The 23,637-nt window shown below is 71.7% G+C and carries 24 protein-coding genes; 12 read left to right on the forward strand and 12 right to left on the reverse strand.

Annotated elements, in window-relative coordinates; translation table 11 throughout:
- The first annotated feature begins 79 nt into the window (after positions 1 to 79).
- On the forward strand, positions 80 to 3,226 hold the full coding sequence (gene icmF, locus O3S82_RS05125) for a fused isobutyryl-CoA mutase/GTPase IcmF (protein ID WP_269306087.1): 3,147 nt from the start codon (positions 80 to 82) through the stop codon (positions 3,224 to 3,226).
- Between the two features lie 3 nt (positions 3,227 to 3,229).
- On the opposite strand, the gene soxR is transcribed toward icmF, so the two are convergent.
- The gene (gene soxR / locus O3S82_RS05130; RefSeq protein WP_269306089.1) at positions 3,230 to 3,667 is read right to left on the reverse strand and encodes a redox-sensitive transcriptional activator SoxR; all 438 of its coding nucleotides are present in this window, start codon (positions 3,665 to 3,667) and stop codon (positions 3,230 to 3,232) included.
- A 36-nt stretch (positions 3,668 to 3,703) separates the two neighbouring features.
- On the opposite strand from soxR, the gene O3S82_RS05135 reads away from it, so the two are divergent.
- Positions 3,704 to 3,844: a hypothetical protein gene (locus O3S82_RS05135; RefSeq protein ID WP_269306091.1), complete on the forward strand. Its 141-nt coding sequence runs from the start codon at positions 3,704 to 3,706 to the stop codon at positions 3,842 to 3,844.
- 9 nt (positions 3,845 to 3,853) lie between these two features.
- Here the strand turns inward: O3S82_RS05135 and O3S82_RS05140 are convergent, their stop codons facing one another.
- The 3 genes from O3S82_RS05140 to O3S82_RS05150 all read right to left on the reverse strand — a co-directional run bounded on the left by O3S82_RS05140 (position 3,854) and on the right by O3S82_RS05150 (position 6,312).
- Positions 3,854 to 4,831, reverse strand: coding sequence for an SRPBCC family protein (locus tag O3S82_RS05140; RefSeq protein WP_179425659.1), 978 nt, complete (start codon positions 4,829 to 4,831; stop codon positions 3,854 to 3,856).
- A gap of 11 nt (positions 4,832 to 4,842) precedes the next feature.
- The gene (locus O3S82_RS05145; protein WP_269306094.1) at positions 4,843 to 5,199 is read right to left on the reverse strand and encodes an ArsR/SmtB family transcription factor; all 357 of its coding nucleotides are present in this window, start codon (positions 5,197 to 5,199) and stop codon (positions 4,843 to 4,845) included.
- 69 nt (positions 5,200 to 5,268) lie between these two features.
- Positions 5,269 to 6,312 carry an ornithine cyclodeaminase gene (locus tag O3S82_RS05150; protein ID WP_179425655.1) on the reverse strand — a complete coding sequence of 348 codons (1,044 nt, stop codon included), beginning with the start codon at positions 6,310 to 6,312 and terminating at the stop codon, positions 5,269 to 5,271.
- 172 nt (positions 6,313 to 6,484) lie between these two features.
- Between O3S82_RS05150 and O3S82_RS05155 the strand changes: the two genes are divergently transcribed.
- The 3 genes from O3S82_RS05155 (at position 6,485) to O3S82_RS05165 (ending at position 10,543) form a co-directional block, all read left to right on the forward strand.
- Positions 6,485 to 7,153: a TetR/AcrR family transcriptional regulator gene (locus O3S82_RS05155; protein ID WP_269306097.1), complete on the forward strand. Its 669-nt coding sequence runs from the start codon at positions 6,485 to 6,487 to the stop codon at positions 7,151 to 7,153.
- Between the two features lie 268 nt (positions 7,154 to 7,421).
- Positions 7,422 to 8,249 (forward strand): formate dehydrogenase accessory sulfurtransferase FdhD, encoded by an 828-nt coding sequence (gene fdhD, locus O3S82_RS05160; RefSeq protein ID WP_179425651.1) that lies wholly within the window; start codon positions 7,422 to 7,424, stop codon positions 8,247 to 8,249.
- The gene (locus O3S82_RS05165; RefSeq protein ID WP_269306099.1) at positions 8,249 to 10,543 is read left to right on the forward strand and encodes an FdhF/YdeP family oxidoreductase; all 2,295 of its coding nucleotides are present in this window, start codon (positions 8,249 to 8,251) and stop codon (positions 10,541 to 10,543) included. The genes fdhD and O3S82_RS05165 overlap by 1 nt, the downstream gene beginning before the upstream one ends.
- On the opposite strand, the gene O3S82_RS05170 is transcribed toward O3S82_RS05165, so the two are convergent.
- Complete coding sequence (locus O3S82_RS05170; RefSeq protein WP_269306101.1) at positions 10,540 to 11,739, reverse strand: MFS transporter; 1,200 nt, start codon at positions 11,737 to 11,739, stop codon at positions 10,540 to 10,542. The two genes, O3S82_RS05165 and O3S82_RS05170, sit on opposite strands and share 4 nt — an antisense overlap.
- Positions 11,740 to 11,782: 43 nt before the next feature.
- Here O3S82_RS05170 and O3S82_RS05175 point away from each other — a divergent pair, with 43 nt between their 5' ends.
- A complete protein-coding gene (locus tag O3S82_RS05175; protein ID WP_269306102.1) occupies positions 11,783 to 12,415 on the forward strand; it encodes a trimeric intracellular cation channel family protein in 633 nt (210 codons plus the stop codon).
- A 29-nt stretch (positions 12,416 to 12,444) separates the two neighbouring features.
- The gene (locus O3S82_RS05180; RefSeq protein WP_269306104.1) at positions 12,445 to 14,241 is read left to right on the forward strand and encodes an ABC transporter ATP-binding protein; all 1,797 of its coding nucleotides are present in this window, start codon (positions 12,445 to 12,447) and stop codon (positions 14,239 to 14,241) included.
- Positions 14,242 to 14,321: 80 nt separating this feature from the next.
- On the opposite strand, the gene O3S82_RS05185 is transcribed toward O3S82_RS05180, so the two are convergent.
- Both O3S82_RS05185 and O3S82_RS05190 read right to left on the reverse strand, forming a co-directional pair.
- Positions 14,322 to 15,968 (reverse strand): lipase family protein, encoded by a 1,647-nt coding sequence (locus O3S82_RS05185; RefSeq protein WP_269306106.1) that lies wholly within the window; start codon positions 15,966 to 15,968, stop codon positions 14,322 to 14,324.
- A gap of 58 nt (positions 15,969 to 16,026) precedes the next feature.
- Positions 16,027 to 17,055 carry a Gfo/Idh/MocA family protein gene (locus O3S82_RS05190; protein ID WP_269306108.1) on the reverse strand — a complete coding sequence of 343 codons (1,029 nt, stop codon included), beginning with the start codon at positions 17,053 to 17,055 and terminating at the stop codon, positions 16,027 to 16,029.
- A 34-nt stretch (positions 17,056 to 17,089) separates the two neighbouring features.
- Between O3S82_RS05190 and O3S82_RS05195 the strand changes: the two genes are divergently transcribed.
- From O3S82_RS05195 to O3S82_RS05205, 3 genes are read left to right on the forward strand one after another with little or no spacing between them, the layout of a single operon-like run.
- A complete protein-coding gene (locus O3S82_RS05195; RefSeq protein ID WP_269306110.1) occupies positions 17,090 to 18,241 on the forward strand; it encodes an acyl-CoA dehydrogenase family protein in 1,152 nt (383 codons plus the stop codon).
- The gene (locus O3S82_RS05200) at positions 18,238 to 18,729 is read left to right on the forward strand and encodes a DUF456 domain-containing protein (protein ID WP_218845835.1); all 492 of its coding nucleotides are present in this window, start codon (positions 18,238 to 18,240) and stop codon (positions 18,727 to 18,729) included. The genes O3S82_RS05195 and O3S82_RS05200 overlap by 4 nt, the downstream gene beginning before the upstream one ends.
- 40 nt (positions 18,730 to 18,769) lie before the next feature.
- Positions 18,770 to 19,474 carry a VIT1/CCC1 transporter family protein gene (locus O3S82_RS05205; protein ID WP_179425635.1) on the forward strand — a complete coding sequence of 235 codons (705 nt, stop codon included), beginning with the start codon at positions 18,770 to 18,772 and terminating at the stop codon, positions 19,472 to 19,474.
- 6 nt (positions 19,475 to 19,480) lie between these two features.
- Here O3S82_RS05205 and O3S82_RS05210 read toward each other — a convergent pair whose 3' ends face one another.
- Positions 19,481 to 19,666: a hypothetical protein gene (locus tag O3S82_RS05210; RefSeq protein ID WP_269306113.1), complete on the reverse strand. Its 186-nt coding sequence runs from the start codon at positions 19,664 to 19,666 to the stop codon at positions 19,481 to 19,483.
- Positions 19,667 to 19,772: 106 nt separating this feature from the next.
- Between O3S82_RS05210 and O3S82_RS05215 the strand changes: the two genes are divergently transcribed.
- Both O3S82_RS05215 and O3S82_RS05220 read left to right on the forward strand, forming a co-directional pair.
- Positions 19,773 to 20,099, forward strand: coding sequence for a hypothetical protein (locus tag O3S82_RS05215; protein ID WP_179425632.1), 327 nt, complete (start codon positions 19,773 to 19,775; stop codon positions 20,097 to 20,099).
- A 32-nt stretch (positions 20,100 to 20,131) separates the two neighbouring features.
- Positions 20,132 to 20,575, forward strand: coding sequence for a CAP domain-containing protein (locus tag O3S82_RS05220; RefSeq protein ID WP_269306114.1), 444 nt, complete (start codon positions 20,132 to 20,134; stop codon positions 20,573 to 20,575).
- 4 nt (positions 20,576 to 20,579) lie between these two features.
- Here the strand turns inward: O3S82_RS05220 and cls are convergent, their stop codons facing one another.
- The 4 genes from cls to O3S82_RS05240 all read right to left on the reverse strand — a co-directional run bounded on the left by cls (position 20,580) and on the right by O3S82_RS05240 (position 23,626).
- Positions 20,580 to 22,043, reverse strand: a complete 1,464-nt coding sequence (gene cls / locus O3S82_RS05225; RefSeq protein ID WP_179425628.1) for a cardiolipin synthase — start codon at positions 22,041 to 22,043, stop codon at positions 20,580 to 20,582.
- 53 nt (positions 22,044 to 22,096) lie between these two features.
- Positions 22,097 to 22,501 (reverse strand): alternative ribosome rescue aminoacyl-tRNA hydrolase ArfB, encoded by a 405-nt coding sequence (gene arfB, locus O3S82_RS05230; protein ID WP_269306116.1) that lies wholly within the window; start codon positions 22,499 to 22,501, stop codon positions 22,097 to 22,099.
- Positions 22,491 to 23,081: a PadR family transcriptional regulator gene (locus O3S82_RS05235; protein ID WP_179425624.1), complete on the reverse strand. Its 591-nt coding sequence runs from the start codon at positions 23,079 to 23,081 to the stop codon at positions 22,491 to 22,493. The genes arfB and O3S82_RS05235 overlap by 11 nt, the downstream gene beginning before the upstream one ends.
- A 116-nt stretch (positions 23,082 to 23,197) precedes the next feature.
- Positions 23,198 to 23,626 (reverse strand): CBS domain-containing protein, encoded by a 429-nt coding sequence (locus O3S82_RS05240; protein WP_179425622.1) that lies wholly within the window; start codon positions 23,624 to 23,626, stop codon positions 23,198 to 23,200.
- Positions 23,627 to 23,637 lie beyond the last annotated feature (11 nt).

The raw sequence follows: 23,637 nt of genomic DNA on the forward strand, positions 1-23,637 counted from the left end.
TCGCGCGGCGCTGACCCATGGTCAATGCTCGGACGTCCGAGTATATTGCTAGGACATCCTAGTAATTGATGAGGTCGCCATGCACGTCCCCGTGAATCCAGTGCGTTTCGTCACCGCCTCAAGCCTGTTCGACGGGCACGACGCGAGCATCAACATCATGCGACGGATCCTGCAGTCGCAGGGCGCCGAGGTGATCCACCTCGGTCACAACCGCTCGGTCGCCGAGATCGTGGACGCCGCCGTGGAGGAGGACGTCCAGGGCGTCGCCGTGAGCTCCTACCAGGGCGGTCACGTGGAGTACTTCGAGTACCTCGTGCAGCTGCTGGCCGAGCGCGGCGCCGGCCACGTGCGGGTCTTCGGCGGGGGCGGCGGCGTCATCGTGCCGGACGAGATCGCCCGCCTGCGCAGCGCCGGCGTGACGATCTTCAGCCCGCAGGACGGCCAGCGGCTCGGCCTGGCGGCGATGATCAACACCCTCGTCGAGGCCTGCGACGTCGACCTCGTCGAGGCGGGGCTGCCCGCGGCGGACGCCGTGCTGGCGGGTGACCGCGCCTCGGTCGCGCGGGCCCTGACAGCCGCCGAGTCCGGGCGCCTCGGTCCCGACCTCACCGCGGCGATCACGACCGGCGCCGGCCGCTCGACCGCCCGCGTCCTCGGCATCACCGGCACCGGCGGATCGGGCAAGAGCTCGCTGACCGACGAGCTGGTGCGCCGGCTGCGTCTCGACCACGGCGACAAGCTGCGGGTGGCGGTCGTGGCCATCGACCCCACGCGACGCAAGGGCGGCGGCGCGCTGCTGGGCGACCGCATCCGGATGAACGCGATCGGCGGGCCGGTGTCGTTCCGGTCGCTCGCGACGCGCGGCAGCCACGAGGTGCCCGACCACCTCACCGACGTGATCGCCGTGCTGAAGGCGGCGGGCAACGACCTGGTGATCGTCGAGACGCCCGGCATCGGCCAGGGCGACGCCGGCATCCTGCCGTACGTCGACGCCTCGCTGTACGTCATGACGCCGGAGTTCGGCGCCGCCAGCCAGCTGGAGAAGACCGACATGCTCGACTTCGCCGACGTGGTGGCCATCAACAAGTTCGAGCGCCGCGGCGCGAAGGACGCGCTGCGCGACGTGGGTCGCCAGCTGGTGCGCAACCGCGAGGCGTTCGGGCAGCAGCCGTCGGACATGCCGGTGTTCGGCACGTCGGCGGCGCACTTCAACGACGACGGCGTGACGGCGCTCTACCAGGAGCTGCGGTCGGTGCTGGGCATCGAGCCGGGCGTCCTGCCGGAGGTGTCGGTGCGGCACTCCAGTGACGAGCACCACCTCGTGCCGCCCCAGCGGGTGCGGTACCTGGCCGAGATCGCCGAGACCGTGCGCGACTTCCACGACGAGACCGAGCGCTGGGCCGACGCGGCCGACCGGGCGCAGCACCTCGCCGCGGCGGCGGCCGAGCTGCCCGACGAACCGGGTCTGGCCGAGGCCGTGCGCCGCGCCCAGGACGAGCTCCCGGCCCCGGTGCGCGAGTCCCTCGACGCCTGGCCTGCCGTTGTGGAGGCGTACTCCGGCGACGAGCAGGTCGTGCGGGTCCGTGACAGTGAGCTGCGGTTCTCGCTCGTGCGCGAGACGCTCTCGGGCAACCGGCTGCGCCGGGTGAGCCTGCCGCGGTACCGCTCACACGGCGACCTCGTCCGCTTCTTGCGGTGTGAGAACCTGCCCGGCTTCTTCCCGTTCACGGCGGGCGTGTTCACCTTCAAGCGCGACAACGAGGACCCCGCCCGCATGTTCGCCGGCGAGGGCGACCCGTTCCGCACGAACCGCCGCTTCAAGCTGCTCAGCGAGGGCCAGCCCGCCACGCGGCTGTCCACGGCCTTCGATTCGGTGACCCTCTACGGCCGAGACCCCGACCTGCGCCCCGACATCTACGGCAAGGTCGGCACGTCGGGCGTCTCCGTCGCGACCCTGGACGACATGAAGGTCCTGTACGACGGCTTCGACCTCCTCGATCCGTCGACCTCGGTGTCGATGACGATCAACGGCCCGGCGCCCACGGTGCTGGCGTTCTTCCTCAACGCCGTGATCGACCAGGCCGCCGAGAAGGGCATCGACGCCGCCGAGGCGCTGCGGCAGGTGCGCGGCACGGTGCAGGCCGACATCCTCAAGGAGGACCAGGGCCAGAACACGTGCCTGTTCTCCACCGAGTTCAGCCTGCGGATGATGGCCGACATCCAGGAGTGGTTCATCGAGCACGGCGTCCGGAACTTCTACTCCGTGTCGATCTCGGGCTATCACATCGCCGAGGCCGGGGCGAACCCCATCAGCCAGCTGGCGTTCACGCTCGCGAACGGGTTCACGTACGTGGAGTCCTACCTCGCCCGCGGCATGGCGATCGACGACTTCGCCCCCAACCTGTCGTTCTTCTTCAGCAACGGCATGGACCCCGAGTACTCGGTCCTCGGCCGGGTCGCCCGCCGGATCTGGGCGGTCGCGATGAAGGAGAAGTACGGCGCGGGGGAGCGCAGCCAGAAGCTGAAGTACCACGTGCAGACGTCGGGCCGGTCCCTGCACGCGCAGGAGATGGACTTCAACGACATCCGCACCACGCTGCAGGCGCTCATCGCGATCTACGACAACGCCAACAGCCTGCACACCAACGCCTTCGACGAGGCCGTCACGACGCCGTCGGAGGAGTCGGTGCGCCGGGCGCTCGCGATCCAGCTCATCATCAACCGCGAGTGGGGGCTGGCCGCCAACGAGAACCCGCTGCAGGGGTCCTTCGTCATCGAGGAGCTCACCGAGCTCGTCGAGGAGGCCGTGCTGCGCGAGTTCGAGGCCATCAGCGAGCGTGGCGGCGTGCTCGGCGCGATGGAGACCGGCTACCAGCGCGGGCGCATCCAGGACGAGTCGATGCTCTACGAGCACCGCAAGCACGACGGCTCGCTGCCGATCGTCGGTGTCAACACGTTCAAGAACCCGCACGGCGACGAGGTGCCGCAGAAGCTCGCGCTCGCGCGGGCGTCCGAGGGCGAGAAGGAGTCGCAGCTGCGCCGCCTGCGCGCGTTCCAACAGGCGCACCGCGGCGAGGCCGAGGCCGCCCTTGAACGGCTCAAGGAGGCCGCCGCCAGCCACGAGAACGTCTTCGCCGTCCTGATGGACGCCGCGCGGGTCTGCTCGCTCCAGCAGGTCACCGAGGCCTTCTTCGAGGTCGGCGGCCAGTACCGCCGCAACGTCTGAGCGTCAGTCGGGGTCGAGGAGGCGAGGGCCGGCGCCGTCGGCGGCGAGGGCGTCGTCGGGGTTTCGCAGCCGGCACGTCCTGAGCGACAGGCAGCCGCAGCCGATGCAGCCGTCGAGGTCGTCGCGCAGCCGCTCGAGCCGGGCGATCCGCTCGTCCAGCGAACGGCGCCAGCGCCGCGAGAGCCGCGACCAGTCGGCCTTGGACGGGGCGTGGTCGGTCGGCAGGGACGCGAGCGCCTCGCGGATCTCGGCCAGGGAGATCCCGACGCGCTGCGACGTGCGGATGAACGCGATGCGCCGCAGCACGTCGCGTGTGTAGCGGCGCTGGTTGCCCGCCGTCCGCGTGGACGTGAGGAGCCCCTCGCGCTCGTAGAAGTGCAGGGCGGACACCGCGACGCCGGCTCGCTCGGCGACCTGGGACGGGGTCAGGAGGACAGTCATTGACCTGAACCTTAGTTGAGGTTGTTCGATCAGACCATGCTCCAGTCGAAGCCCACCCGGCGCCGCCGGGTCCGCCCGTCCCTGTCCGTTCCCGCACGCCTCGTCGAGGGCCGCATCCGCCCCGAGGGGTGTGACCGCTTCATCGCAGCCGCGGTGGTGAGCCTGCGGCTGCGATGAGGCGATGGGTCAGGCCGGGGCGAGCACCTCGCGCTCGAGCCGTGCGTAGCTGGTCTCCATGCCGTCGGTCATGCCCGTCGCCAGGATCTGGTCACGCAGCTCACGGCTCGGGTAGGTGACGTAGAGTGACATGAGCGTGCCCTCCTCGACGGGGGTGAGGGTCAGCTCGTTGATCGTGCCCTCGCCCTCCATGCCGATCATCCGCTCGGTGGTGACCGAACGGACGGGCGGGCTCACCTCGAGCAGCTCGCCGGTGAAGCCGAAGCGGTTCTCGCCGCCCTCCTGCTCCCACTCGTAGCGGTAGGTGTCGCCGACGTTCGTGGCGACCTCGCACACCGGCATCGTCCAGCCTTCGGGCCCGAGCTGCCAGCGCCGCAGCAGCTCGGGCTCGGTGTGGGCGCGCCACACCTGCTCGACCGTGCCGCGGATGATGCGGGTGATCCGCACGTGGGTGTCGTCGAGCAGCTGGCTCTCGGTGCCCACGGAGGCGGCGAACGAGCTCAGGTCGGCCACGACGGCGTCCATCTGGCTCATGGCGGAGGTCATGCCCTCCTCCATGCCCTGGGCGATGAGCTCCTCGAGGTCCTTCAGGGAGGCGAACCACGTCGTGGTCGTGACGCGGGAGCCCTCGCCGGTCTCCTCGAACGCGAAGGTCATCCGCATGGACGGCATGTCGGGGTTCGGCACGCCCGGGTCGGTGCAGAAGCCGTCCTCGACCTCGAAGCCCTTCCCCTCGTCGACCGAGCGGAACTTCCAGTAGCCGGCGCTCTGGTCGCCGTCCGGGCCGGTCATGACGTAGTGCGACTCGCCGCCCGGCGTCATGTCATGCCGGCTGAACGTCGCGGGCCACTCGACGGGCCCCCAGAAGCGCTCGAGCTGGCGGGGGTCGGCGTAGGCGTCCCACAGCCGGCGCACCGGCACGGGGAAGTCGGCGACGACGGTCATCGTGAGGTCGTCGGTGTCCTTGGACACGGAGGTGATGGGCATGGTCGTGCCTTTCAGGAGGGATCGGGTTCGTCCTCGGCCAGGAGGGCGTCGAGGCGCTCCACGCGCGAGCGCCAGATGAGCTCGAACTCGTCGAGCAGCTGTTGGGCCCGGGCGATCGTGTGCGGATTGCCCCGGACCAGTCGTTCGCGGCCCTGTCGGTGCTTGGTCACCAGTCCGGCCCCTTCCAGCACGGCCACGTGCTTCTGCACCGCGGCGAACGACATGTCGTACGAGTCGGCCAGACGGGACACCGACGCCTCGCCCACGAGGGTGCGGCGGACGATGTCGCGTCGAGTGGAGTCGGCGAGGGCGTGGAAGATGCGGTCGACCTCGGCGTCGGTCAGCTCGTTCTGAGTATTTACAACCATTTGGTTGCACGTTATGCCGAGGAGAGTCCGGCGTCAAGAGCGACGCCGGACTTCTTCGCGATCGGTGGATCAGTGGGCGGCCGAGAGGACGTCCGCGCCGGCGACGAGGCCGAACAGGTCCTTCGGGTCGGCGGGGTCGGCGATGAGGTCGAGCCACCCCACGAGGTCGGTGCCGGCGACGGACTCGTGCGCGTACCGCAGCGCCGCGAAGTCCTCCACCGCGAAGCCCACCGAGTCGAAGACCGTGACGGCGTCGGCGTCGCGGCGACCCGTCGCCTGCCCGGTGACGACCTGCCAGAGCTCGGTGACGGGATGGTCGGCCGCGACGGCCTGGATCTCGCCCTCGATGCGGGTCTGCGGCTCGAACTCCACGAAGACGTCCGCGCGGTGCAGGATCGCCGGGTCGAGCTCGGTCTTGCCGGGGCAGTCGCCGCCGATCGCGTTGACGTGCACGCCGGGCGCCACCATGTCGTCGGTGAGGACGAGGGCGCGCTGCTTGTCGGCGGTGCAGGTCGTGATGACGTCGGCGCCGCGCACGGCGTCGGCCGCGCTGGACGCGACGTGGACCTCGAAGCCGAGCGGCTCGGCGTTGCGGACGAACTTCTCCATCGCGGCGGGGTCGACGTCCCAGACGCGCAGTGACGTGATGCCCAGCGCCGCACGCATGCCGAGCGCCTGGAACTCGGCCTGGGAGCCGGTGCCGATCATCGCCATGACGCGAGAGTCCGGACGGGCGAGGTGGCGGGCCGCCATCGCCGAGGTGGCGGCGGTGCGCAGCGCCGTCAGGACGGTCATCTCGGCCACGAACGTCGGGTAGCCGGAGGAGACCTCGGCCAGGACGCCGAACGCGGTGACGGTCTGGAGGCCGTACGAGGGGTTCGAGGGGTGCCCGTTGACGTACTTGAAGCCGTACGCGACGCCGTCGCTCGTGGGCATCAGCTCGATGACGCCCTCGGACGAGTGCGCGGCCACGCGCGGGGTCTTGTCGAACGACGGCCAGCGGCGGAAGTCGGCCTCGACGGCGTCGGTCATGCCGGCGATGACGGCCTCGGCGCCGCGGGAGCGGACCCAGCGCACGGTGTTGGCAACGTCGAGGAAGGGGACGGAACTCATGAAGTCAACGCTACGCAGGGGTCAGGGTGCAAACAACGGAAATTTCTTGCGTGCTCAGCGCGGAAACGTTGCGTGCGAAGCCCTGCGGAGCAACATTTCTGCGCCGTCGGCCGCGTCCAGTCGCGGGAAAAGTCCGAGACACCCCGGGATTCCTGCGGATAATGTGTGCCGGGTGCCCGAAGACGCCCTGAGCCTGCTGCCGGAGCGGCTCGAACTTCCGCGGGGGCGCGCGGCCCTCCCCGAGTCCGAGGTCGCCGCCTCGCAGCGCGGCCGCATCCTGCAGGCCGTGTCCGACGAGGTGGCGCACGCGGGGTTCGCCGGCGCCACCGTCACGGGCATCACCCGACGGGCTCGCGTCTCGCGCACGACCTTCTACCGGTGCTTCTCCGACAAGGAGGAGGCCTTCGCCGCGGCCCACGAGACCATCAGCGAGCAGCTGGTCCAGTTCATCCGCGACCAGGGCGTGACCCTCGACGACGCGGCCTGGGAGCAGCGGATCGAGCTCGGCGTGCGGGGCCTCGCGGCCTGCCTCGAGGCGCGACCGACGTTCGCGCGCAGCTTCGTCGTGGAGATCCACGCCGCGGGGGAGCGTTTGCGCCGCCAGCGCGATGTCGTGGTGGAGCGCCACGCCCGCAGCCTCGCGCGCGTGGCCGAGCTCGCCGCGGCGTCCGGTGCCGACGTGCGCGTGCCCACCGAGCTCGAGGTCGTCGGCGCCATCGGCGCCGCGGAGGAGCTCGTCGCCCGCGAGATCCGGCGGACCCCACCGCGTCGCCGGCTGCGGCTGTCCGCGATCGTGCCGCCGGTCGTCGCGATCCAGACCAGCCTCCTCCGCCCGGTCTGAGGTGCGTTTTCCCCCGCCGTTGCAGGCTTTGTGCAGGGACTGAACAAATTGTGCGATTTTCGGGCGCGCTTGTGTACCAGTCCGGTACTTTTGGCTCGCGGCGCCTCGAGCTCACACCACTCGAGACTGCCGGGAGGGAAAGCGCTCGGTCCCCCAGCCGAGCTGTGTCTGTCGTGAGTCGGTGCCCCTGCACACCCCCCGAGGCGGGGGTACCGACTCCGCCTCCCATCGCCCGGCCCGGTCCGCCGATCTCGCATACGGTGGCCGTATGACCAAGCCCGCCGTCCGCCGTCGCGTCACCGTGGTCGAGGCCGGCCGCTCGCGCGTCCGCGAGGACCGGCTGACCGGCGAGGAGCCACTCGAGATCCGGGTGGACGGCCGCGCGCTCGCGGTCACCATGCGCACGCCGGGCCACGACGTCGAGCTGGCGCTGGGCTACCTCGTCTCCGAGGGCGTCATCACGCGGCGCGAGCAGATCCGCACCGCGCGCTACTGCGCCGGCGCCACGGACGAGGGCGTCAACACGTACAACGTCCTGGACGTCCAGGTCGACGCCAGCGCCCACCTCGACCACCTCGCCCTCGAGCGCCACGGCTACACGTCCTCCTCGTGCGGCGTCTGCGGCAAGACCAGCATCGACGCCGTCACCACGAAGTCCGCCTTCGAGGTCGGGCCCGACCCGCTGACGGTCCCGGCCGAGCTGCTGACGGCCCTGCCCGACCGCATGCGCGACGTCCAGTCGGTGTTCGACCAGACCGGGGGACTGCACGCCGCGGGACTCTTCGACGGCCGCACCGGGGAGCCGCTCGTGGTCCGCGAGGACGTCGGGCGCCACAACGCCGTCGACAAGGTCGTCGGCTGGGCGCTCGAGCACGAGAAGCTGCCACTGGCCGGCTGCGTCCTGCTGGTCTCGGGGCGCGCGGGCTTCGAGCTCGTGCAGAAGGCGTCGATGGCGGGCGCCCCGCTGCTCGCGGCGATCTCGGCTCCCTCGTCCCTGGCCGTCGAGCTCGGCGAGGAGGCCGGCCTGACCGTGGTCGGCTTCCTGCGCGGGTCGTCGATGGTCGTCTACTCACGTCCCGATCGGGTGGAGGCCTGATGACACGCAAGCCGCTGGTGGAGGACCCGAACGACGACGGCATCGAGGTGACCGGCCTCAAGGACTGGGCCGCGGGCGTCCCAGGCGTGCTGCACGCGATGCGTCCCGCCCTGAGCGCGATGGGCGTGGCGCGCACGGCGCGACTGCTCACGTCGATCAACCAGAAGGACGGCTTCGACTGCATGAGCTGCGCCTGGCCCGACCCGGGCCGGCGGCACTCGGCGGAGTTCTGCGAGAACGGCGCGAAGGCCGTGACGTGGGAGGCGACGCCGCTGACGGTGTCGCGCGAGTTCTGGGCGGAGCACTCCGTGGACGACCTCGCCGGCAGGAGCGAGTACTGGCTCGGCCAGCAGGGGCGGCTCACCGAGCCGGTCTACAAGGCGCCGGGGGAGGACCACTACCGGCCCGTGTCCTGGGACGAGGCGTTCCGGCTCGCCGCGGAGGCGCTGAACGGCCTCGACCACCCCGATCAGGCGTCGTTCTACACCTCCGGCCGTGCGTCGAACGAGGCCGCCTTCGTCTACCAGCTCTTCGTGCGGGCGTTCGGCACGAACAACCTGCCCGACTGCTCGAACATGTGCCACGAGTCCACCGGCTCGGCGCTCGTGGAGACGATCGGCGTGGGCAAGTCCACCGTGACCTACGAGGACATCCCGCAGGCCGACCTGATCATCATCATGGGTCAGAACCCGGGCACGAACCATCCGCGCATGCTCTCGGCCCTCGAGCGGGCGAAGCGGGCCGGCGCGTCGATCATCGCGATCAACCCGCTGCCCGAGGCCGGGCTGATCCGGTTCAAGAACCCGCAGAACGCGCGCGGCGTGATCGGCAAGGGCACGAAGATGGCCGACCAGTTCTGCCAGATCCGCCTCGGCGGCGACGGCCCGCTGCTGCAGGCGGTCATCCAGCGGGTCCTGGCCGCCGAGGACGCCGCGCCCGGCACCGTGCTCGACCATGCGTTCATCGAGCAGCACACGTCGGGCCTCGACGAGCTGCGCGCGAGCGTGGCCGACCTCGACGAGCAGGCGGTGCTGCGTGCGACCGGTCTGACCTCGACCGAGATCGACGAGCTCGCCCGCCGCTACCTCGCCGCCGACAAGGTGATCGTCACGTGGGCGATGGGGCTCACCCAGCACACGCAGGCCGTCGCGACGATCAAGGAGATCGTCAACCTCCTGCTGCTGCGCGGGCACATGGGCCGGCCCGGCGCGGGCGCCTCCCCGATCCGCGGCCACAGCAACGTGCAGGGCGACCGCACGATGGGCATCTGGGAGAAGATGCCCGACAGCTTCATGGACGCGCTCGCCGCGGAGTTCGGCTTCGAGCCGCCGCGCCGTCACGGCCTGGACTCGGTCGACTCGGTGCGCGCGATGCAGCGCGGCGACGTGCGCTTCTGGATGGCCCTGGGCGGCAACTTCGTCTCGGCGATCTCCGACACCGCGTCCGCGGAGGCGGCGCTGCGCGGCACCGCGATGACCGTGCAGGTCTCCACCAAGCTCAACCGCTCGCACGGCGTCACGGGCGACGCCGCGCTGATCCTGCCCACGCTGGGCCGCACCGAGATCGACCGGCAGGCCTCGGGGGACCAGTTCATCACCGTCGAGGACACGGTGTGCGCCGTCCACGCCTCGCGGGGCAAGGTGGACCCCGTCGCCGACACCCTCCTGTCGGAGGTCGCGATCATCAGCCGGCTCGCCCGCGCCACGCTGGCCGACCGGCAGCCGATCGACTGGGCCGCGTTCGAGGCCGACTACGGCACGATCCGCCACCACATCAGCCGCGTCGTCCCCGGCTGCGAGGACTACGAGCGCAAGGTCGCGAGCGAGGAGGGGTTCGTCCTCCCGCACGGCCCCCGCGACTCCCGCACCTTCGAGACCGCCACGGGGAAGGCGCGGTTCACCGCCAACCGGTTCGAGCCGATCGAGCTCGAGCCGGGGCGTCTGCTGCTGCAGACCGTCCGGTCGCACGACCAGTTCAACACCACGATCTACAGCCGCAACGACCGCTACCGCGGTATCAAGTCGGGCCGCGACGTCGTGTTCGTGCACCCCGACGACCTCGCCGAGCGCGGCATCGCGGACGGCGACGTGATCGACGTCTACAGCGAGTGGCCGGGCCAGCCCGACCGCGTGCTGCGCGGCTTCCGGGCCGTGGCCTACCCGACCGCGCGCGGGTGCGCCGCGGCGTACTTCCCCGAGGCCAACGTGCTCGTCCCGCTCGACTCCACGGCGCGCGAGTCCAACACCCCGGTGTCGAAGGCCGTGGTGGTGCGGATCGAGAGGGCCGCGGCCTAGGCGCGACCCCGGGCCGCCTGGCGTCGCGGCAGCAGCCACGCCACCACGAAGCCCGGCACGGCCCAGGCCGCCATCACGACGAGTGCCGCGGTCGGGTCGCCGATGGCCAGCTGCACCGTCAGCACCACGAGCACGGCGCCGAGGTTGCCGGCCAGCAGCAGCATGCCGGTGACCGTGCCCGCGCGGGTGGGCCCGACGTGGAGCTCGGACCAGTCCAGCACCACGGGCAGGGTGCCCATCAGCATGAAGCCGACGAGCGCGAGGCCGAGGTACACGAGCCAGACCGGCTGCGTGGCCGCGAGCGCCACCATGACCACCGCGAGGGTGGCGGTGGCGCCGAGCGCCACGGTGCGGCGGGCGTCGCGAGCCGCCGCGAGCCCCGGCAGCACGGCCGCGCCGGCGATGCCCGCCAGCGTCATGGTCGCGATCACGGGTCCGGCCAGGCCCGGGTGGCCGAAGTCCACGAGGATCGAGTCCAGCCACGTGGCGATGCCGTTGTAGATGCCGAAGCCGAGGAACAGCAGGCCCGCCATCTTCCACACGAGCGGGTCGCGCCGAAGCTCGCCGAGCCTCGCGCGGCCCAGGACGTCGACCGCGTGGGCCGGCAGGCGCAGGCTGAGCAGCACCGCGGCCGCGGCCACCACCGCGAGAACGGCGTGCGAGACCAGCAGCAGTCGGAATCCGCCGGCGTCCACGAGCCAGGCCGAGGTCAGCACCGCGACGAGGATGCCGGCGTACTGCGCGCCCGCGGCCACCGAGATCGCCGTGGTCTGCTCGCGGTCGGGGAAGTGGCGCGCGGCCACCTTGGTCAGCGCGTTGAGGACCAGGGGTTGGCCGACCGACATGATCACCTGGCCCGTCAGGATGACCGCGTAGGAGGACGGGTCGAGCGCGCGCACGATCGCGCCGACGGCGGTGAACAGCGCACCGGCGGCCAGCGCCCGCTCGTAGGACCGGTCCATCCAGCGTCCGGTCGGGATCGCCAGCAGCACGAACATCGCCGCGTTGACGACGGCGAGGTCGCCGACGGCGCCCTCGGAGACGCCCAGGTGCGTGGCGGTCTGCGGGGTCACCGCGGCGAACGTCAGCCACAGGACCTGGGTGGTCATGACCAGCAGGGCGAAGGCAGCCAGCGCCGGCCAGCGCGCCGCGAGGACGCGGGAGGCGTGGTCGGTCGAGGAGGGGGTCCGGGCCATGCTGCGCACGCTACTGGCAGGACGGCCCCCTACGGTGGAATCCGTGAACGAGGATCTCTTCGCGGCCGCCGAGGTCGTCGGGATCGTCGCGTTCGCGGTCTCCGGCGGGTACGCGGCCGTCCGGGCCGGGATGGACTGGCTCGGCGTCGTCGTGCTGGCCGTGGTCGTCGCGGTCGGCGGCGGTACGCTGCGCGACCTCCTGCTCGGCATCGAGCCGGTCTGGTGGGTCACCGCGCCCGGCCTGCTCATCGTCGCCGCCGTCACCTCGCTCGTGGTGATCGCCGTGGCGTCGCGGCACCCGCAGTCGAAGGTCGACTCGTGGCGCATCGTGCTCTACGCCGATGCCGGGGGCCTGGCCTCGTTCACCGTCACGGGCGCGTCGATCGCGCTGGCCGAGGATGTCCGGCCGTGGGTCGCCGTCGTCTTCGGCGTCATCACGGGCACCGGCGGCGGCGTCATCCGCGACGTGCTGGTGCGCCGCAAGCCGCTCGTCCTGGTGGGCGAGATCTACGCCTTGGCGTCCGTCGCCGGCGCCGCCCTCTACGTCGTCCTGCGCCAGACCACGGTGCCCACCGGCGCCGCCGCGCTGTCCGCCGGGGCGGTCGTACTGCTCATCCGCGTCGGTGCCATCCACTGGCACTGGCATCTGCCCCGGTTCTCGGCGCCCCACGCCTGAGACCCGACCCCACCGACCGAGGAGACCGCATGTCCGACCGCGCCGACCGCGCACCCCTGGAGGAGCTGTGGCGACGCTACGGCCGCTACCGCAAGCGGCTCGTGCTCGCGGTGGTGCTGTCCACGGTCAACAAGGTGGCCGACGTCGTCCCCGAGCTGCTGATCGGCGCCGCCGTCGACGTGGTGGTGCGCGGTGAGGGCTCCTTCGTCGCCGACGTGCTCGGCGTGGAGTCGCGGTTCGCCCAGCTCGGCTGGCTCGCGGCGATCAACGCGCTGGTGTGGATCGTCGAGTCGGCCTCGCAGTACTTCGCGGCGGTCACCTGGCGCGGGCTCGCGCAGTCGGTCGAGCACGACCTGCGGGTGGAGGCGTACGACCACGCGCAGCGCCTCGACGTGCACTGGCACGAGGGCCGGCCGCAGGGCACCACGCTCGCCACGATCAACGACGACGTGAACCAGCTCGAGCGGTTCCTCGACATCGGCGCGCCGGCGCTGCTGCAGACCGCCCTCAACATCCTGCTCGTCGGCGCGGTGTTCGCGGTGGCGTCGTGGGAGCTGCTGGTGCTGGCGTTCCTGCCGATCCCGCTCATCGTGTTCGGCTCGTTGTGGTTCCAGCGACGCCTCGAGCCGCTCTACGCCGCGGTGCGCGAGCGGGTGGCCGACCTGTCGGGCCTCGTCGCGGCGAACCTCGGCGGCATCACCACGATCAAGGCGTTCACCGCGGAGGATCGCGAGCGCGACCGTGTCGAGCGGGCCTCGGCGGACTACCGCCAGGCCAACGTCGACGCGATCCGCTCGTCGGCCGCGTTCGTGCCGCTCGTGCGGATGGCGATCCTCGTCGGCTTCACGTGCACGCTGCTGTTCGGCGGCTGGGCCACGTTGAACGGCGAGCTCGAGGTGGGCCTGTACTCGGTGCTCGTGTTCATGACCCAGCGGCTGCTGTGGCCGCTCACCGAGATCGCCGAGATGCTCGACCTCTACCAGCGCGGTCGCGCCTCGACGGCGCGCATCCTGGCGCTGCTCGACGAGCCGATCGAGGTGCCCGCGGGCACGGTCGCGCTGCCGTCGCCGGTGGCCGGCCGGCTCGAGCTGTCGGGCGTCCGCGCGGGCTACGCCGACGGGCCGGACGTCCTGCACGGCATCGACCTCGTCGTCCCCGCCGGCGAGACGCACGCGATCGTCGGACCCACGGGCGCCGGCAAGTCCTCACTGCTGCGCCTCATGCTGCGCTTCGACGACCCCCGTTCGGGCGAGGTGAGCCTCGACGGCCGCGACCTGCGCGAGCTGGAGTGGGAGTCGCTGCGCGGCTCGATCGGCTACGTCTCGCAGGACGTGTTCCTGTTCGCCGGCACGATCGCGGAGAACATCGCATACGGGCGTCCCGGTGCCGATCACGAGGCGGTCGCCGAGGCCGCTCGCCAGGCCGCCGCCGACGCGTTCATCGAGGCGCTGCCCGACGGCTACGACACGTGGGTGGGGGAGCGCGGCGTCACGCTCTCGGGCGGCCAGCGCCAGCGGCTCGCGCTGGCCCGCGCGCTGCTGCGCGACCCCGCCGTGCTGATCCTCGACGAGGCGACCAGCGCCGTGGACAACGAGACCGAGGCCGCGATCCAGGTCTCGCTCCAGACCGCCACCCGCGACCGCACCGCGATCATGGTGGCGCACCGCCTCTCCACGGTCCGCCACGCGCACCGCATCTGGGTCCTCGACGCCGGCCGCATCGTCGAGGCCGGCACCCACGACGAGCTCGTCGCCCACCACGGCGCCTACGCCGCCCTCTGGCGCGTCCAGACCGGCTCCGTCGCCTCCGGCGACCGAGATGTGTAGCGGCCTCCACCTTTTTACGGTCTGATCGGCCGAAAAAGGGTGGACAGTGCTACACATCTGGCGCGCCGGAGGCGCGGAGGTCAGCAGGTGGTCGTGGTGGGCTGATCGGCGAAGCGGTCGGTGGTCCAGTCGAGGAGCTCCTCGACGAAGGGGGAGCCCTCGCGCAGGAGGTCGCCGTGGCCGCGGCCGGGGTAGGTGCGGTAGTCGAGCGACTGGCCGGCCGCGCACCGCTCGCGCACGTACGCGTCCTGCAGGCCGAGCGTGACCACGCGGTCGCTCTCGCCCTGCGCGATCAGCACGGGCGCCTCCATGGCGCCCGTCGCGTCGTTCTCGCTGAGCCGCCGCCCGAGCGCGCCCTCGTACAGCGAGTTCGAGACGAACCGGTCGGCCATCACCCGCGCCTGCGCGAGCGAGATCTCCGAGGTCGGCGAGCGCAGGCAGCGGTCGGCGATCCGCTCGAGCGGCAGCCGCGCGCTGGCGCGCACGTGGTCGCCGGGCTCCACGTCGGGGTACGTCCCGCTGTACGCCGCCAGCGCGTAGGCGACGAAGATCGTGCCCACCGGGCGCCGGCCGAGGTCGCGCAGGAACGTGGTCGGGTTGCTGACCGGCGACATCGCGGCGACGCCCGCGAGCGGCACGTCGGGGGCGTAGCCCGGCTGCGTCATCGCGGTCCACAGGGCCGCGTGCCCACCCTGCGAGTGACCCCAGACGACCGTCTCGTTCGACAGCGACAGCTGGGGCAGCCGCCGTGCCGCGCGCACCGCGTCGAGCACCGACCGCGCCTCGCCCGACCCGACGAGGTACGGCTGCACCCCGCGGGTGCCGAGCCCCGGGTAGTCGGGCGCGACGACGGCCCAGCCCTCGTCGAGCGCCGCGTGCACGGCCTCGATCCCGCCGGCGCCGATCGTGCGGGACCGACGCAGGCTCGGCGCGCACCGACGGTCGAACCCCGTCGTCCCGTGCGCCCATGCGATCACCGGCGGCCGGTCCTGCAGGCGCTCGCGCGGGACGGCGACGAGCGCGCTCGCCACCGTGGGCTCGTCCCCCGCGCGCGTGGTGCTGTAGAGGATGCGCCAGGCGCGGGCCCCGTCGGGCACGTCGGTGACGAAGGGCTCGGCGCGCAGCAGCAGGCCGGGGGAGCGGGGCGTGTCGTCGGGCGCCGCGTAGAACGCGTCGGGCCGCGGCGCGATCGCCGTGACGACGACCGTGTAGGCGGCCAGTGAGACGGCCAGCGCGAGCACGAACGTCGCGGTGACGGGCGGCGGCACCCGTGCCCCCAGCCGCGGGAACCCGAACAGGAGGAGTCGCAGGCCGAGCACGAGCCCGATGACGAAGACCGTGACGTCCGGCCAGGCCAGCGCCAGCACGCCGAGGATCGCCAGGCCGGCGCCGGTGGCCAGCTCGGAGCGGGTGCGACGCCGCCGGACCCGCGCGAGCCCCTCGCCCAGCAGGACGACCGCGAACACCACGACCAGCACGCGCACGGTCCAGTGCGGCTCGAGCGCCAGTACCACGGACGCGACGAGCACCCCCGCGCCGATCAGCCGGTCGCGCAGGCGGGAGCCCGTGAGCAGCTCGTGTGCACCCAGAACCGCCAGCAGGCCGACCACGACCACGACCAGCGCGTCGACCGCACTGAGCGGCCGTGCCACGAGCAGGAGGCCGACGACGATCGCCACGGCGACGAGCGCGGGGGCGGCGCGGCGGCGGGATCGGTCGGAACGCATGTGACTCCACGGTAGACGGGCGAGCGGCGGAGGCGGCGCAGCCGTCGCCGGTCGGACCTCACTCGCCCGGCAGCACCACGCCCAGCTGCGACCGGATCTCATCCATCAGCGCCATGACGCGGCGGGTCTCGGACCACGGCAGGAGCGGAGACTCCGGGGTGCCGTCGGCCACGCATCGGGCGAGCTCGGCGGCCTCGTACCGCAGCCCCAGCAGCGCGTCGCGCGTCGGCGGCTCCCACACGTCGAGCGTGCGGTCGTTGGGGTCCACCAGCCGGATCGTGGACGGCTGGAAGAACGGCCCCTGGAGATCGAGCCGGGCCTTGGTGCCCGCCACGGTGGCCACCGTGGGCGAGGTGGCCGACATCGTGGCGCTGAGCGCGGCGAGGGCGCCCGAGGCGTCGCGCAGGGTCACGTTCTCCTGCTCGTCCACCCCGAGCGGCGTCAGCGTGCCGGTGGCGGTCACCTCGACGACGTCCGGCAGCAGCATCGCGGCCAGGTGGATCGGGTAGACGCCGAGGTCCAGCAGGGCGCCGCCGGCCAGTGCCGGGTCGGCGAGCCGCTCGGGCCCGTCGGGGTAGAGCAGCTGGCCGTGGTCGGCCTGGACCAGTCGCACGTCACCGACGAGGCCGTGGAGGACGGCCTGCCGCACGACGTCGTAGCCGGGCAGGAACCGCGACCACATCGCCTCGATGCACGTGACGCCCGCGTCGTCCGCGGCCTCGAGCACGGCGTCCGCCTCGGCCGCGTTCCGGGTGAACGCCTTCTCCACCAGCACGTGCTTGCCCGCCGCGATCGCGAGCAGCGCGTGGTCGTGGTGCTCCGAGTGGGGCGAGGCGACGTAGACGGCGTCGACCTCGGGATCGGCGACGAGGTCCTCGTACGAGCCGTGGGCGCGCCCGATGCCGAAGCGCCCCGCGAACGCGCGAGCCCGGCCGAGGTCGCGCGAGCCCACCGCGACGACCTGCTGCCGGGTCCCCTCCTGCAGCGCCGTGGTCATCGTCGCCGCGATGCCGCCCGCGCCGAGGACGCCCCAGCGCAGGGCGGGGGCGTCGCGAGGATCGGGGGTGCGTGCCACGGGCAGGGTCATGCTCTGCATCGTAGGTCGATGGCAGGATCGGGGCATGGATCTGAGCCTGAACGAGGACCAACGCAGCTTCCGCGCGCTCGCGCGCGAGTTCCTGGACAAGGAGGTCGTGCCGTTCCGCGCCGAGTGGGACCGCGTCGAGTCGGTCGACACCGCGATCATCCCCAAGCTCGGACAGCTCGGATTCCTCGGCCTCACCATCCCCGAGGAGTACGGCGGCATCGGCGGCGACTACGTCACCTACGTGCTGGCGATGGAGGAGCTCGGCCGCGCCGACTCGGCGATCCGCGGCATCGTGTCGGTGTCCACGGGCCTGTTCGGCAAGTCCGTCCTGAAGTTCGGCACCGAGGAGCAGAAGCAGCGCTGGCTGCCCGGGATCGCCTCGGGCGAGCTGCTCGGCTGCTTCGGCCTCACCGAGCCCGACCACGGCTCCGACGCCGGCAACCTCACCACCCGCGCCGTGCGCGAGGGCGACGAGTGGGTCATCAACGGCTCGAAGATCTTCATCACGAACGGCACGTGGGCGGACGTCGCACTCGTCTTCGCGCGCACCGGCGGTCCCGGCGCGCGGGGTGTCTCGGCGTTCCTCGTCCCGACCGACACGCCGGGCTTCGAGGCCACCGAGGTCACGGGCAAGCTCGGCCTGCGCGGCCAGGCCACGGCGGCGCTCTCGTTCACCGACGTGCGCGTGCCCGCCGACGCCCTCCTCGGCGAGGAGGGCCGCGGCTTCCGGATCGCGATGACCACGCTCGACAAGGGCCGTGTGGGCATCGCCGCCAGCTGCGTCGGCATCGTCCAGGGCTGCCTGGACGCGACCGTCGAGTACAGCACCTCGCGCGAGCAGTTCGGCAAGCCGATCGCGAGCTACCAGCTGGTGCAGGACATGATCGCCGAGATGTCGGTCGACGCCGACGCCGCCCGGCTGCTCACCTGGCGCGCGGCCGACCTCATCGATCGCGGCGAGACGTTCAGCGTCGAGGCGTCCAAGGCCAAGCTGTTCGCGTCCGAGGCCGCGGTGAAGGCCGCCAACCTCGCGATCCAGGCGTTCGGCGGGTACGGCTACGTCGACGAGTACCCGGTCCAGAAGTACATGCGCGATGCCCGCGTCATGACCCTGTACGAGGGCACGAGCCAGATCCAGAAGCTCATCATCGGGCGGGCCGAGACCGGGATCAGCGCCTTCTCGTGAGCAGTGTCGTCCTCGACCTGCTGGTCGCGCTGGCGATCCTCGTCGGCCTCGTCGGCGCGATCGTCCAGGTCATCCCCGGCGGCCTCGTCGTCGGCATCGCGGTCTTCACGTGGGGCGCGATCACCGGCGGCACGGCCGGCTGGACCGTCGCGGTCCTCGCCGCCGCGCTGACCGTGGGCGGGGTCGTGCTGAAGTACCTCATCGCGGGGCGCTACCTCAAGCGACGCGGGGTGCCCAACCGCAGCCTGCTGTTCGGCGCGGTCCTGGGCGTGATCGGGTTCTTCGTCATCCCGTTCGTGGGCCTGTTCATCGGCTTCATCGGCGGCACCTACCTCGCCGAGCTGCAGCGCCTGGGCGACCCCGTCGCGGCGCGGAAGGCCACGGGCCACGCGATGCGCGCCACCGGCATCTCGATCCTGGTCGAGCTGACGCTGGCGCTGCTGACCGCGATGGCGTGGCTTCTCGCGCTGCTGTCCGTGCGGCTGTGAGCCTGTCCTCACCGCCCGGGGCGTGGCCTAGCCTTCGAGCATGGTCGTCGAAGAGCCGCACGCAGCGGTCACGTCGCAGAAGCTGAACTGGCTCCGGGCCGGAGTGCTCGGAGCCAACGACGGCATCGTCTCGGTCGCCTCCCTCGTCGTCGGCGTGGCCGGCGCGACGAACGACGCGAGCGCGATCGCGACCGCCGGCACCGCCGCCCTCGTCGGCGGCGCGATCTCGATGGCGCTCGGCGAGTACGTCTCGGTCAGCAGTCAGCGCGACTCCGAGCGCAACCTCATCGCGATCGAGAAGGACGAGCTGCGCGAGGACCCCGAGGGGGAGCTCGACGAGCTCGCGCAGATGCTGCAGGACCGGGGGATCAGCGCTCCCACCGCCCTCACGGCGGCGAAGGAGATGACCGAGCACGATGCGCTCGCCGCCCACCTCGAGGTGGAGCTCGGGCTCGACCAGGACGACCTGGTCAGCCCGTGGCACGCGGCGTTCTCCTCGGCGGCCGCCTTCACGGTGGGCGGACTGCTGCCGCTGCTCGCGATGCTGCTCACGACCGCCGACTGGCGCGTGGCGGTCACGTTCGTGGCGGTGCTCGTCGCCCTCGCCCTCACGGGCACGATCTCGGCCAGCATCGGCGGCGGGCGCAAGGTACGTGCCGCCGGGCGCCTCGTGATCGGCGGCGCGCTCGCTCTCGCGCTGACCTACGCGATCGGCCAGCTGCTCGGCACGACCGGCGTGGTCTAGCCGGGCTCAGTCGTCGGCGTCCTCGTCGATCGGGACGATGCGCTCGGCGTCGGGTACGAGGGTGTCGTCCTCGTTCTGCCAGACCTCGCGGCGCTGGTCGGCGGCGTCGGCGGGCTCGGCCGCGGGCTCGAGGTCGGGGTCGACCTCCGGCAGCGGGGAGTCGGGCAGGGGTTCGTCAGGGCTCGTGGTCATGGTGCCTCCTTCACTGTCCTTCGATCCTGCCCCACCGTGCGGTCACCCGCAGGGCGCGTGTCGCGTGCGGGTGCGATGCACCCGGACGTCGCAGTAGGTTCGGGGCATGGAGGACAAGGAGCAGTACTCGCCCCCCGAGCGCCGGGGCTATCGGCGCTTCGCCGTCGGCGGCATCCTGCTGCTGCTCGCGTTGGGCCTGTTCCCCTCGACGGCGGCGGTGCTCGACGAGACGAACGAGGACCTGATCCTGCCGCTCTTCGTCGTCGTGATGGTCGTGGTCGGCGCCCTGCTGTGGTCGCTGATCCCGGGTCTGTCGTCGCGTCCGCACGACCGGGGACGCCTCGCGGGCCTGGGCGCGCTGGGCGGACTGCTGGCCGCGGGAGCCGCCCTCCTGGTGTTCTTCGCCCTGCTCAACGGCTACTCCGGCGCTTGATCCCTGGGATCACCCTCGCAACACTGGAAGGCATGCGTCACGTCATCGCAGCCTTCATGACCGCTCTCGCCCTGCTCGTCGTCCCGACGGCACCGCAGGCGTCGGCGATGTCCAACACGACGTTCGACCGGAAGCTGTTCCAGCAGACGAACACGTCTCGGGCGTTCCGTGACATCAAGAAGCTGAAGCACCACTCGTGCCTCAACCGGTACGCCCACCGTCAGGCGAAGCGCATGGCCGCGGAGCGCCGGATGTTCCACCAGAACCTCGGTGTCGTGCTCAAGAAGTGCAGGATGAGCCGCGTCGGCGAGAACGTCGCCACCGGCTTCACGTCGCCGAAGGCCAATGTGCGGGCGTGGCTGAAGTCGCCGGGTCACCGGCGGAACATGCTCAGCCGCGGGTACACCCGCCTGGCCACGGGCGTGGCGAAGGCCGACGGCCGCACCTACACCGTGCAGGTCTTCGGGCGTCCCTGACCGCTCACTGCAGCGTCGCGGTGAGGCGCATCGCGTTGTCGACGAAGCGCGTGCGCGCGGGGCGCTCCAGCCACTCGTCGAGCAGCAGCTCGCGTGACTTCGCGCGGTAGTCGTCCTCGACGACGCGGATCCGCCGGACCACCCCGGGGTCGGCGACCAGCAGGCTCATCTCGTAGTTGAGCGCGAACGAGCGCATGTCCATGTTGCTCGTGCCCACGACGGCCACGTCCTCGTCGATGCTGAAGTGCTTCGCGTGCAGGACGAAGGGCTTGGGGTAGAGCCAGATGCGCACGCCGGCCTCGAGCAGCTCGCGGTAGTAGGAGGCCTGCGCGTGGCCGACCATGAACTGGTCGGCCTGCTCGCTGACGAACAGCTCGATGTCGATCCCGCGCTGGGCGGCCGTCGTGACCGCGTAGAGCAGGGTCTCGTCGGGCACGAAGTACGGGCTGGTGAGGCTGATCCGATGCCGCGCGCTGTAGATCAGCGACGTGAACAGGCGCAGGTTGTTCTCGGCCTCGAAGCCCGGGCCGCTCGGCACCAGCTGGGCGCTGACGCCCACGACGTCGCGCTCGGAGTGCGGCACCTGGTCGACCTGCTGCATCGAGACCTGGAGGACCTCCTCGGTCTCCAGCGCCCAGTCCGCCGCGAACAGCGCGTCGATCGTGGCGACCACGGGCCCCTCGAGCCGCATCCACAGCTCGACCCACTCCCGACCGACCGCGAGGTTCTTGGGCTTGTTGTACGACGGGTGCGTCAGGTTGAGCGAGCCGGTGAAGCCGACGACGTCGTCGACCACGAGGAGCTTGCGGTGGTTGCGCAGGTCGGGCCGCCGGAAGCGCCGCTTCCAGGGCAGCAGCGGCATCATGAGGTGCCACTCGATGTCGGAGGCGGCGAGCCGTGCCTTGAGGTCCTGGTAGCCGGGGATGCCGCGCGTGCCGAGGTGGTCGAACAGCAGGCGCACCGTGACGCCGCGCGCGGTGGCACGGTCGAGGGCGTCGAAGAACGGACGGGTCATGTCGTCGAGCGCCATGATGTAGAACTCCACGTGCACGTGGCGCTGCGCCGTGTCGATCGCGGCGATCATCTCGTCGATCGACTCCTGGTACTCCGGGAGCAGGGTGACGTGGTTGCCCTCGGTGAGCGGCATCAGCGCGAGCCGGTGGTTGAGCCGCACGATGCCGTCGAGGTAGTCCGGGGCGCCGGCGGGCACGTCGGAGGCGAGCACCTGCGTCTCGCGGGCGATCACCTCGTTGGCGGCGGTGAGCTGGCGGTGGCGCTGGTGGCCGATGCGCGCGCTGCCGAAGAACAGGAACGCCAGGATCCCCAGGAACGGCGCGAAGACGATGAGGATGAGCCACGCCATCGCGGTCTGGGGACGGCGGTTCTCCGGGATGATGCCCAGGGCCGCGATGTTGATCGAGACCACGGCGACCACGGCCGCCAGCGAGATGATCGTGCCCCAGTCCATGGGCGCAGGCTATCGGCCGGGGGACCGCCCGGGGTCATCACCGGCGGATGGGATCACCAGTCGCGGCGGTCGCGCTTGAGCTGGCTGCGGCGCTTCTTCGCGTCGAGCCGGCGCTCGACCGATCCCCGGGTGGGACGAGTCGCGCGGCGGCGCTTGGCGGGGCGCAGCGCCTCGGCGACCAGCTCCTCGAGCCGGCGCAGCGCGTCCTCGCGGTTGCGCAGCTGGGAGCGGTGGGTCGAGGACACCACCGAGATCCGGCCGTCGACGAGGCGGTTGCGCAGGCGCGCGGTCACGCGGTCGCGCTGGTCGGGCGTCAGCACGGTGCTGTCCGCGGGGGACCAGAGGACCTCGACGCGGGTCTCGGTGGTGTTGACGTGCTGGCCGCCCGGGCCGGAGGAGCGGCTGAACCGCCAGCCCAGCTCCGACTCGGGCAGCCTCAGGCGATTGTCAGGCGTCATCGTCCGCGAGCAGGCCGTACAGCTGACGCCGGGCCTCGTTGACGATCTCGGCGGCCTTGGCCTGCTGGGCCAGGCTGCCGACGGTCATGACCTGCCGTGTGGCCGCGTTGAGCGTCTTGACCGAGGTGATCAGCGCGCCGGACTCGGCGTCGCCGCCGCGGCGCAGCTGCTCGGGGTCCCACGGCTCGCCGAGGGTCTCGCGGTGCTCCTCGACGTAGGCCTTGCCGGCGTCGGTGAGGGTGGCGGTCTTGCGACCGTCGACCCGCTCGAAGTCGATGAAGCCCTCGTCCTCGAGCTGCTGCAGGACCGGGTAGATGGACCCGGGGCTGGGCGACCACGCGCCCTCGCTGCGGGCGGCGATCTGCTGGATCAGGTGGTACCCGTGGGCGGGCGCCTCGTCGAGCAGGAGCAGGGCGGCGGCGCGGACGTCGCCCCCCTTGCGGCCTCGACGCGGACCGCGCGGTCCGGGACGGCCGCGGCCGGGACCGAGGTCCCAGTCGAAGTCACGGGGTCCGCCGGCGCGACGCGCCCTGCGGGGGTGCCGGTGCGGACCGGCGGGGTTGGGAGGAGTGCGATGCATGCTCGTCCCCTTTCGGTGTTCCACGGACACCACTGCGGCATCCGATGTACTTACGATATATCGATTGCATATCGACGCGCAAGGTGAGAGTGGTCACTGCGGGGGGTGGAAGGGCCTCAGCCCTGGACGTAGTGCGTCAGCTGGTCGCGCTCGAACTCCAGCTGGTCCATGCGGAACTTCACGGCGTCGCCGATGCTGAGCAGCCCGACGACCTCCTCGTTCTCCAGCACGGGGATGTGGCGCACGCGGTGCTCGGTCATCGAGCTCATGAGGGAGCCGAAGGAGTCCTCCGGGTGGCACACCTGCACGTCGGTGGTCATGATCTGCTGCACCGTCGCCGACCGGGGCTCGGGCAGGGCCCGCAGCTTGCGGACGATGTCGCGCTCGGACACGATGCCGGCCATCGAGCGGCCGTCGGCACTGACCACGAGGGCGCCGATGTTGTGCTCGGCCAGCAGGTCGAGGAGTTCCTCGACCGTGGCATCGGGGGAGATGGTGAACACGGTCGCACTGCCCTTGGCGGTGAGTACGTCACGTACGCGCATGGCTGCCTCCT

The sequence above is a fragment of the Aeromicrobium sp. HA genome, from assembly GCF_027171405.1.
Lineage (GTDB): Bacteria > Actinomycetota > Actinomycetes > Propionibacteriales > Nocardioidaceae > Aeromicrobium > Aeromicrobium tamlense.

Excerpts from the sequence above, each read along its gene's own strand:
- icmF (WP_269306087.1), top strand. The coding sequence starts at position 80 with ATGCACGTCCCCGTGAATCCAGTGCGTTTCGTCACCGCCTCAAGCCTG.
- soxR (WP_269306089.1), bottom strand. The coding sequence starts at position 3,667 with ATGACTGTCCTCCTGACCCCGTCCCAGGTCGCCGAGCGAGCCGGCGTC.
- O3S82_RS05135 (WP_269306091.1), top strand. The coding sequence starts at position 3,704 with ATGCTCCAGTCGAAGCCCACCCGGCGCCGCCGGGTCCGCCCGTCCCTG.
- O3S82_RS05140 (WP_179425659.1), bottom strand. The coding sequence starts at position 4,831 with ATGCCCATCACCTCCGTGTCCAAGGACACCGACGACCTCACGATGACC.
- O3S82_RS05145 (WP_269306094.1), bottom strand. The coding sequence starts at position 5,199 with ATGGTTGTAAATACTCAGAACGAGCTGACCGACGCCGAGGTCGACCGC.
- O3S82_RS05150 (WP_179425655.1), bottom strand. The coding sequence starts at position 6,312 with ATGAGTTCCGTCCCCTTCCTCGACGTTGCCAACACCGTGCGCTGGGTC.
- fdhD (WP_179425651.1), top strand. The coding sequence starts at position 7,422 with ATGACCAAGCCCGCCGTCCGCCGTCGCGTCACCGTGGTCGAGGCCGGC.
- O3S82_RS05165 (WP_269306099.1), top strand. The coding sequence starts at position 8,249 with ATGACACGCAAGCCGCTGGTGGAGGACCCGAACGACGACGGCATCGAG.
- O3S82_RS05170 (WP_269306101.1), bottom strand. The coding sequence starts at position 11,739 with ATGGCCCGGACCCCCTCCTCGACCGACCACGCCTCCCGCGTCCTCGCG.
- O3S82_RS05180 (WP_269306104.1), top strand. The coding sequence starts at position 12,445 with ATGTCCGACCGCGCCGACCGCGCACCCCTGGAGGAGCTGTGGCGACGC.
- O3S82_RS05185 (WP_269306106.1), bottom strand. The coding sequence starts at position 15,968 with ATGCGTTCCGACCGATCCCGCCGCCGCGCCGCCCCCGCGCTCGTCGCC.
- O3S82_RS05190 (WP_269306108.1), bottom strand. The coding sequence starts at position 17,055 with ATGACCCTGCCCGTGGCACGCACCCCCGATCCTCGCGACGCCCCCGCC.
- O3S82_RS05195 (WP_269306110.1), top strand. The coding sequence starts at position 17,090 with ATGGATCTGAGCCTGAACGAGGACCAACGCAGCTTCCGCGCGCTCGCG.
- O3S82_RS05205 (WP_179425635.1), top strand. The coding sequence starts at position 18,770 with ATGGTCGTCGAAGAGCCGCACGCAGCGGTCACGTCGCAGAAGCTGAAC.
- O3S82_RS05210 (WP_269306113.1), bottom strand. The coding sequence starts at position 19,666 with ATGACCACGAGCCCTGACGAACCCCTGCCCGACTCCCCGCTGCCGGAG.
- O3S82_RS05215 (WP_179425632.1), top strand. The coding sequence starts at position 19,773 with ATGGAGGACAAGGAGCAGTACTCGCCCCCCGAGCGCCGGGGCTATCGG.
- O3S82_RS05220 (WP_269306114.1), top strand. The coding sequence starts at position 20,132 with ATGCGTCACGTCATCGCAGCCTTCATGACCGCTCTCGCCCTGCTCGTC.
- cls (WP_179425628.1), bottom strand. The coding sequence starts at position 22,043 with ATGGACTGGGGCACGATCATCTCGCTGGCGGCCGTGGTCGCCGTGGTC.
- arfB (WP_269306116.1), bottom strand. The coding sequence starts at position 22,501 with ATGACGCCTGACAATCGCCTGAGGCTGCCCGAGTCGGAGCTGGGCTGG.
- O3S82_RS05235 (WP_179425624.1), bottom strand. The coding sequence starts at position 23,081 with ATGCATCGCACTCCTCCCAACCCCGCCGGTCCGCACCGGCACCCCCGC.
- O3S82_RS05240 (WP_179425622.1), bottom strand. The coding sequence starts at position 23,626 with ATGCGCGTACGTGACGTACTCACCGCCAAGGGCAGTGCGACCGTGTTC.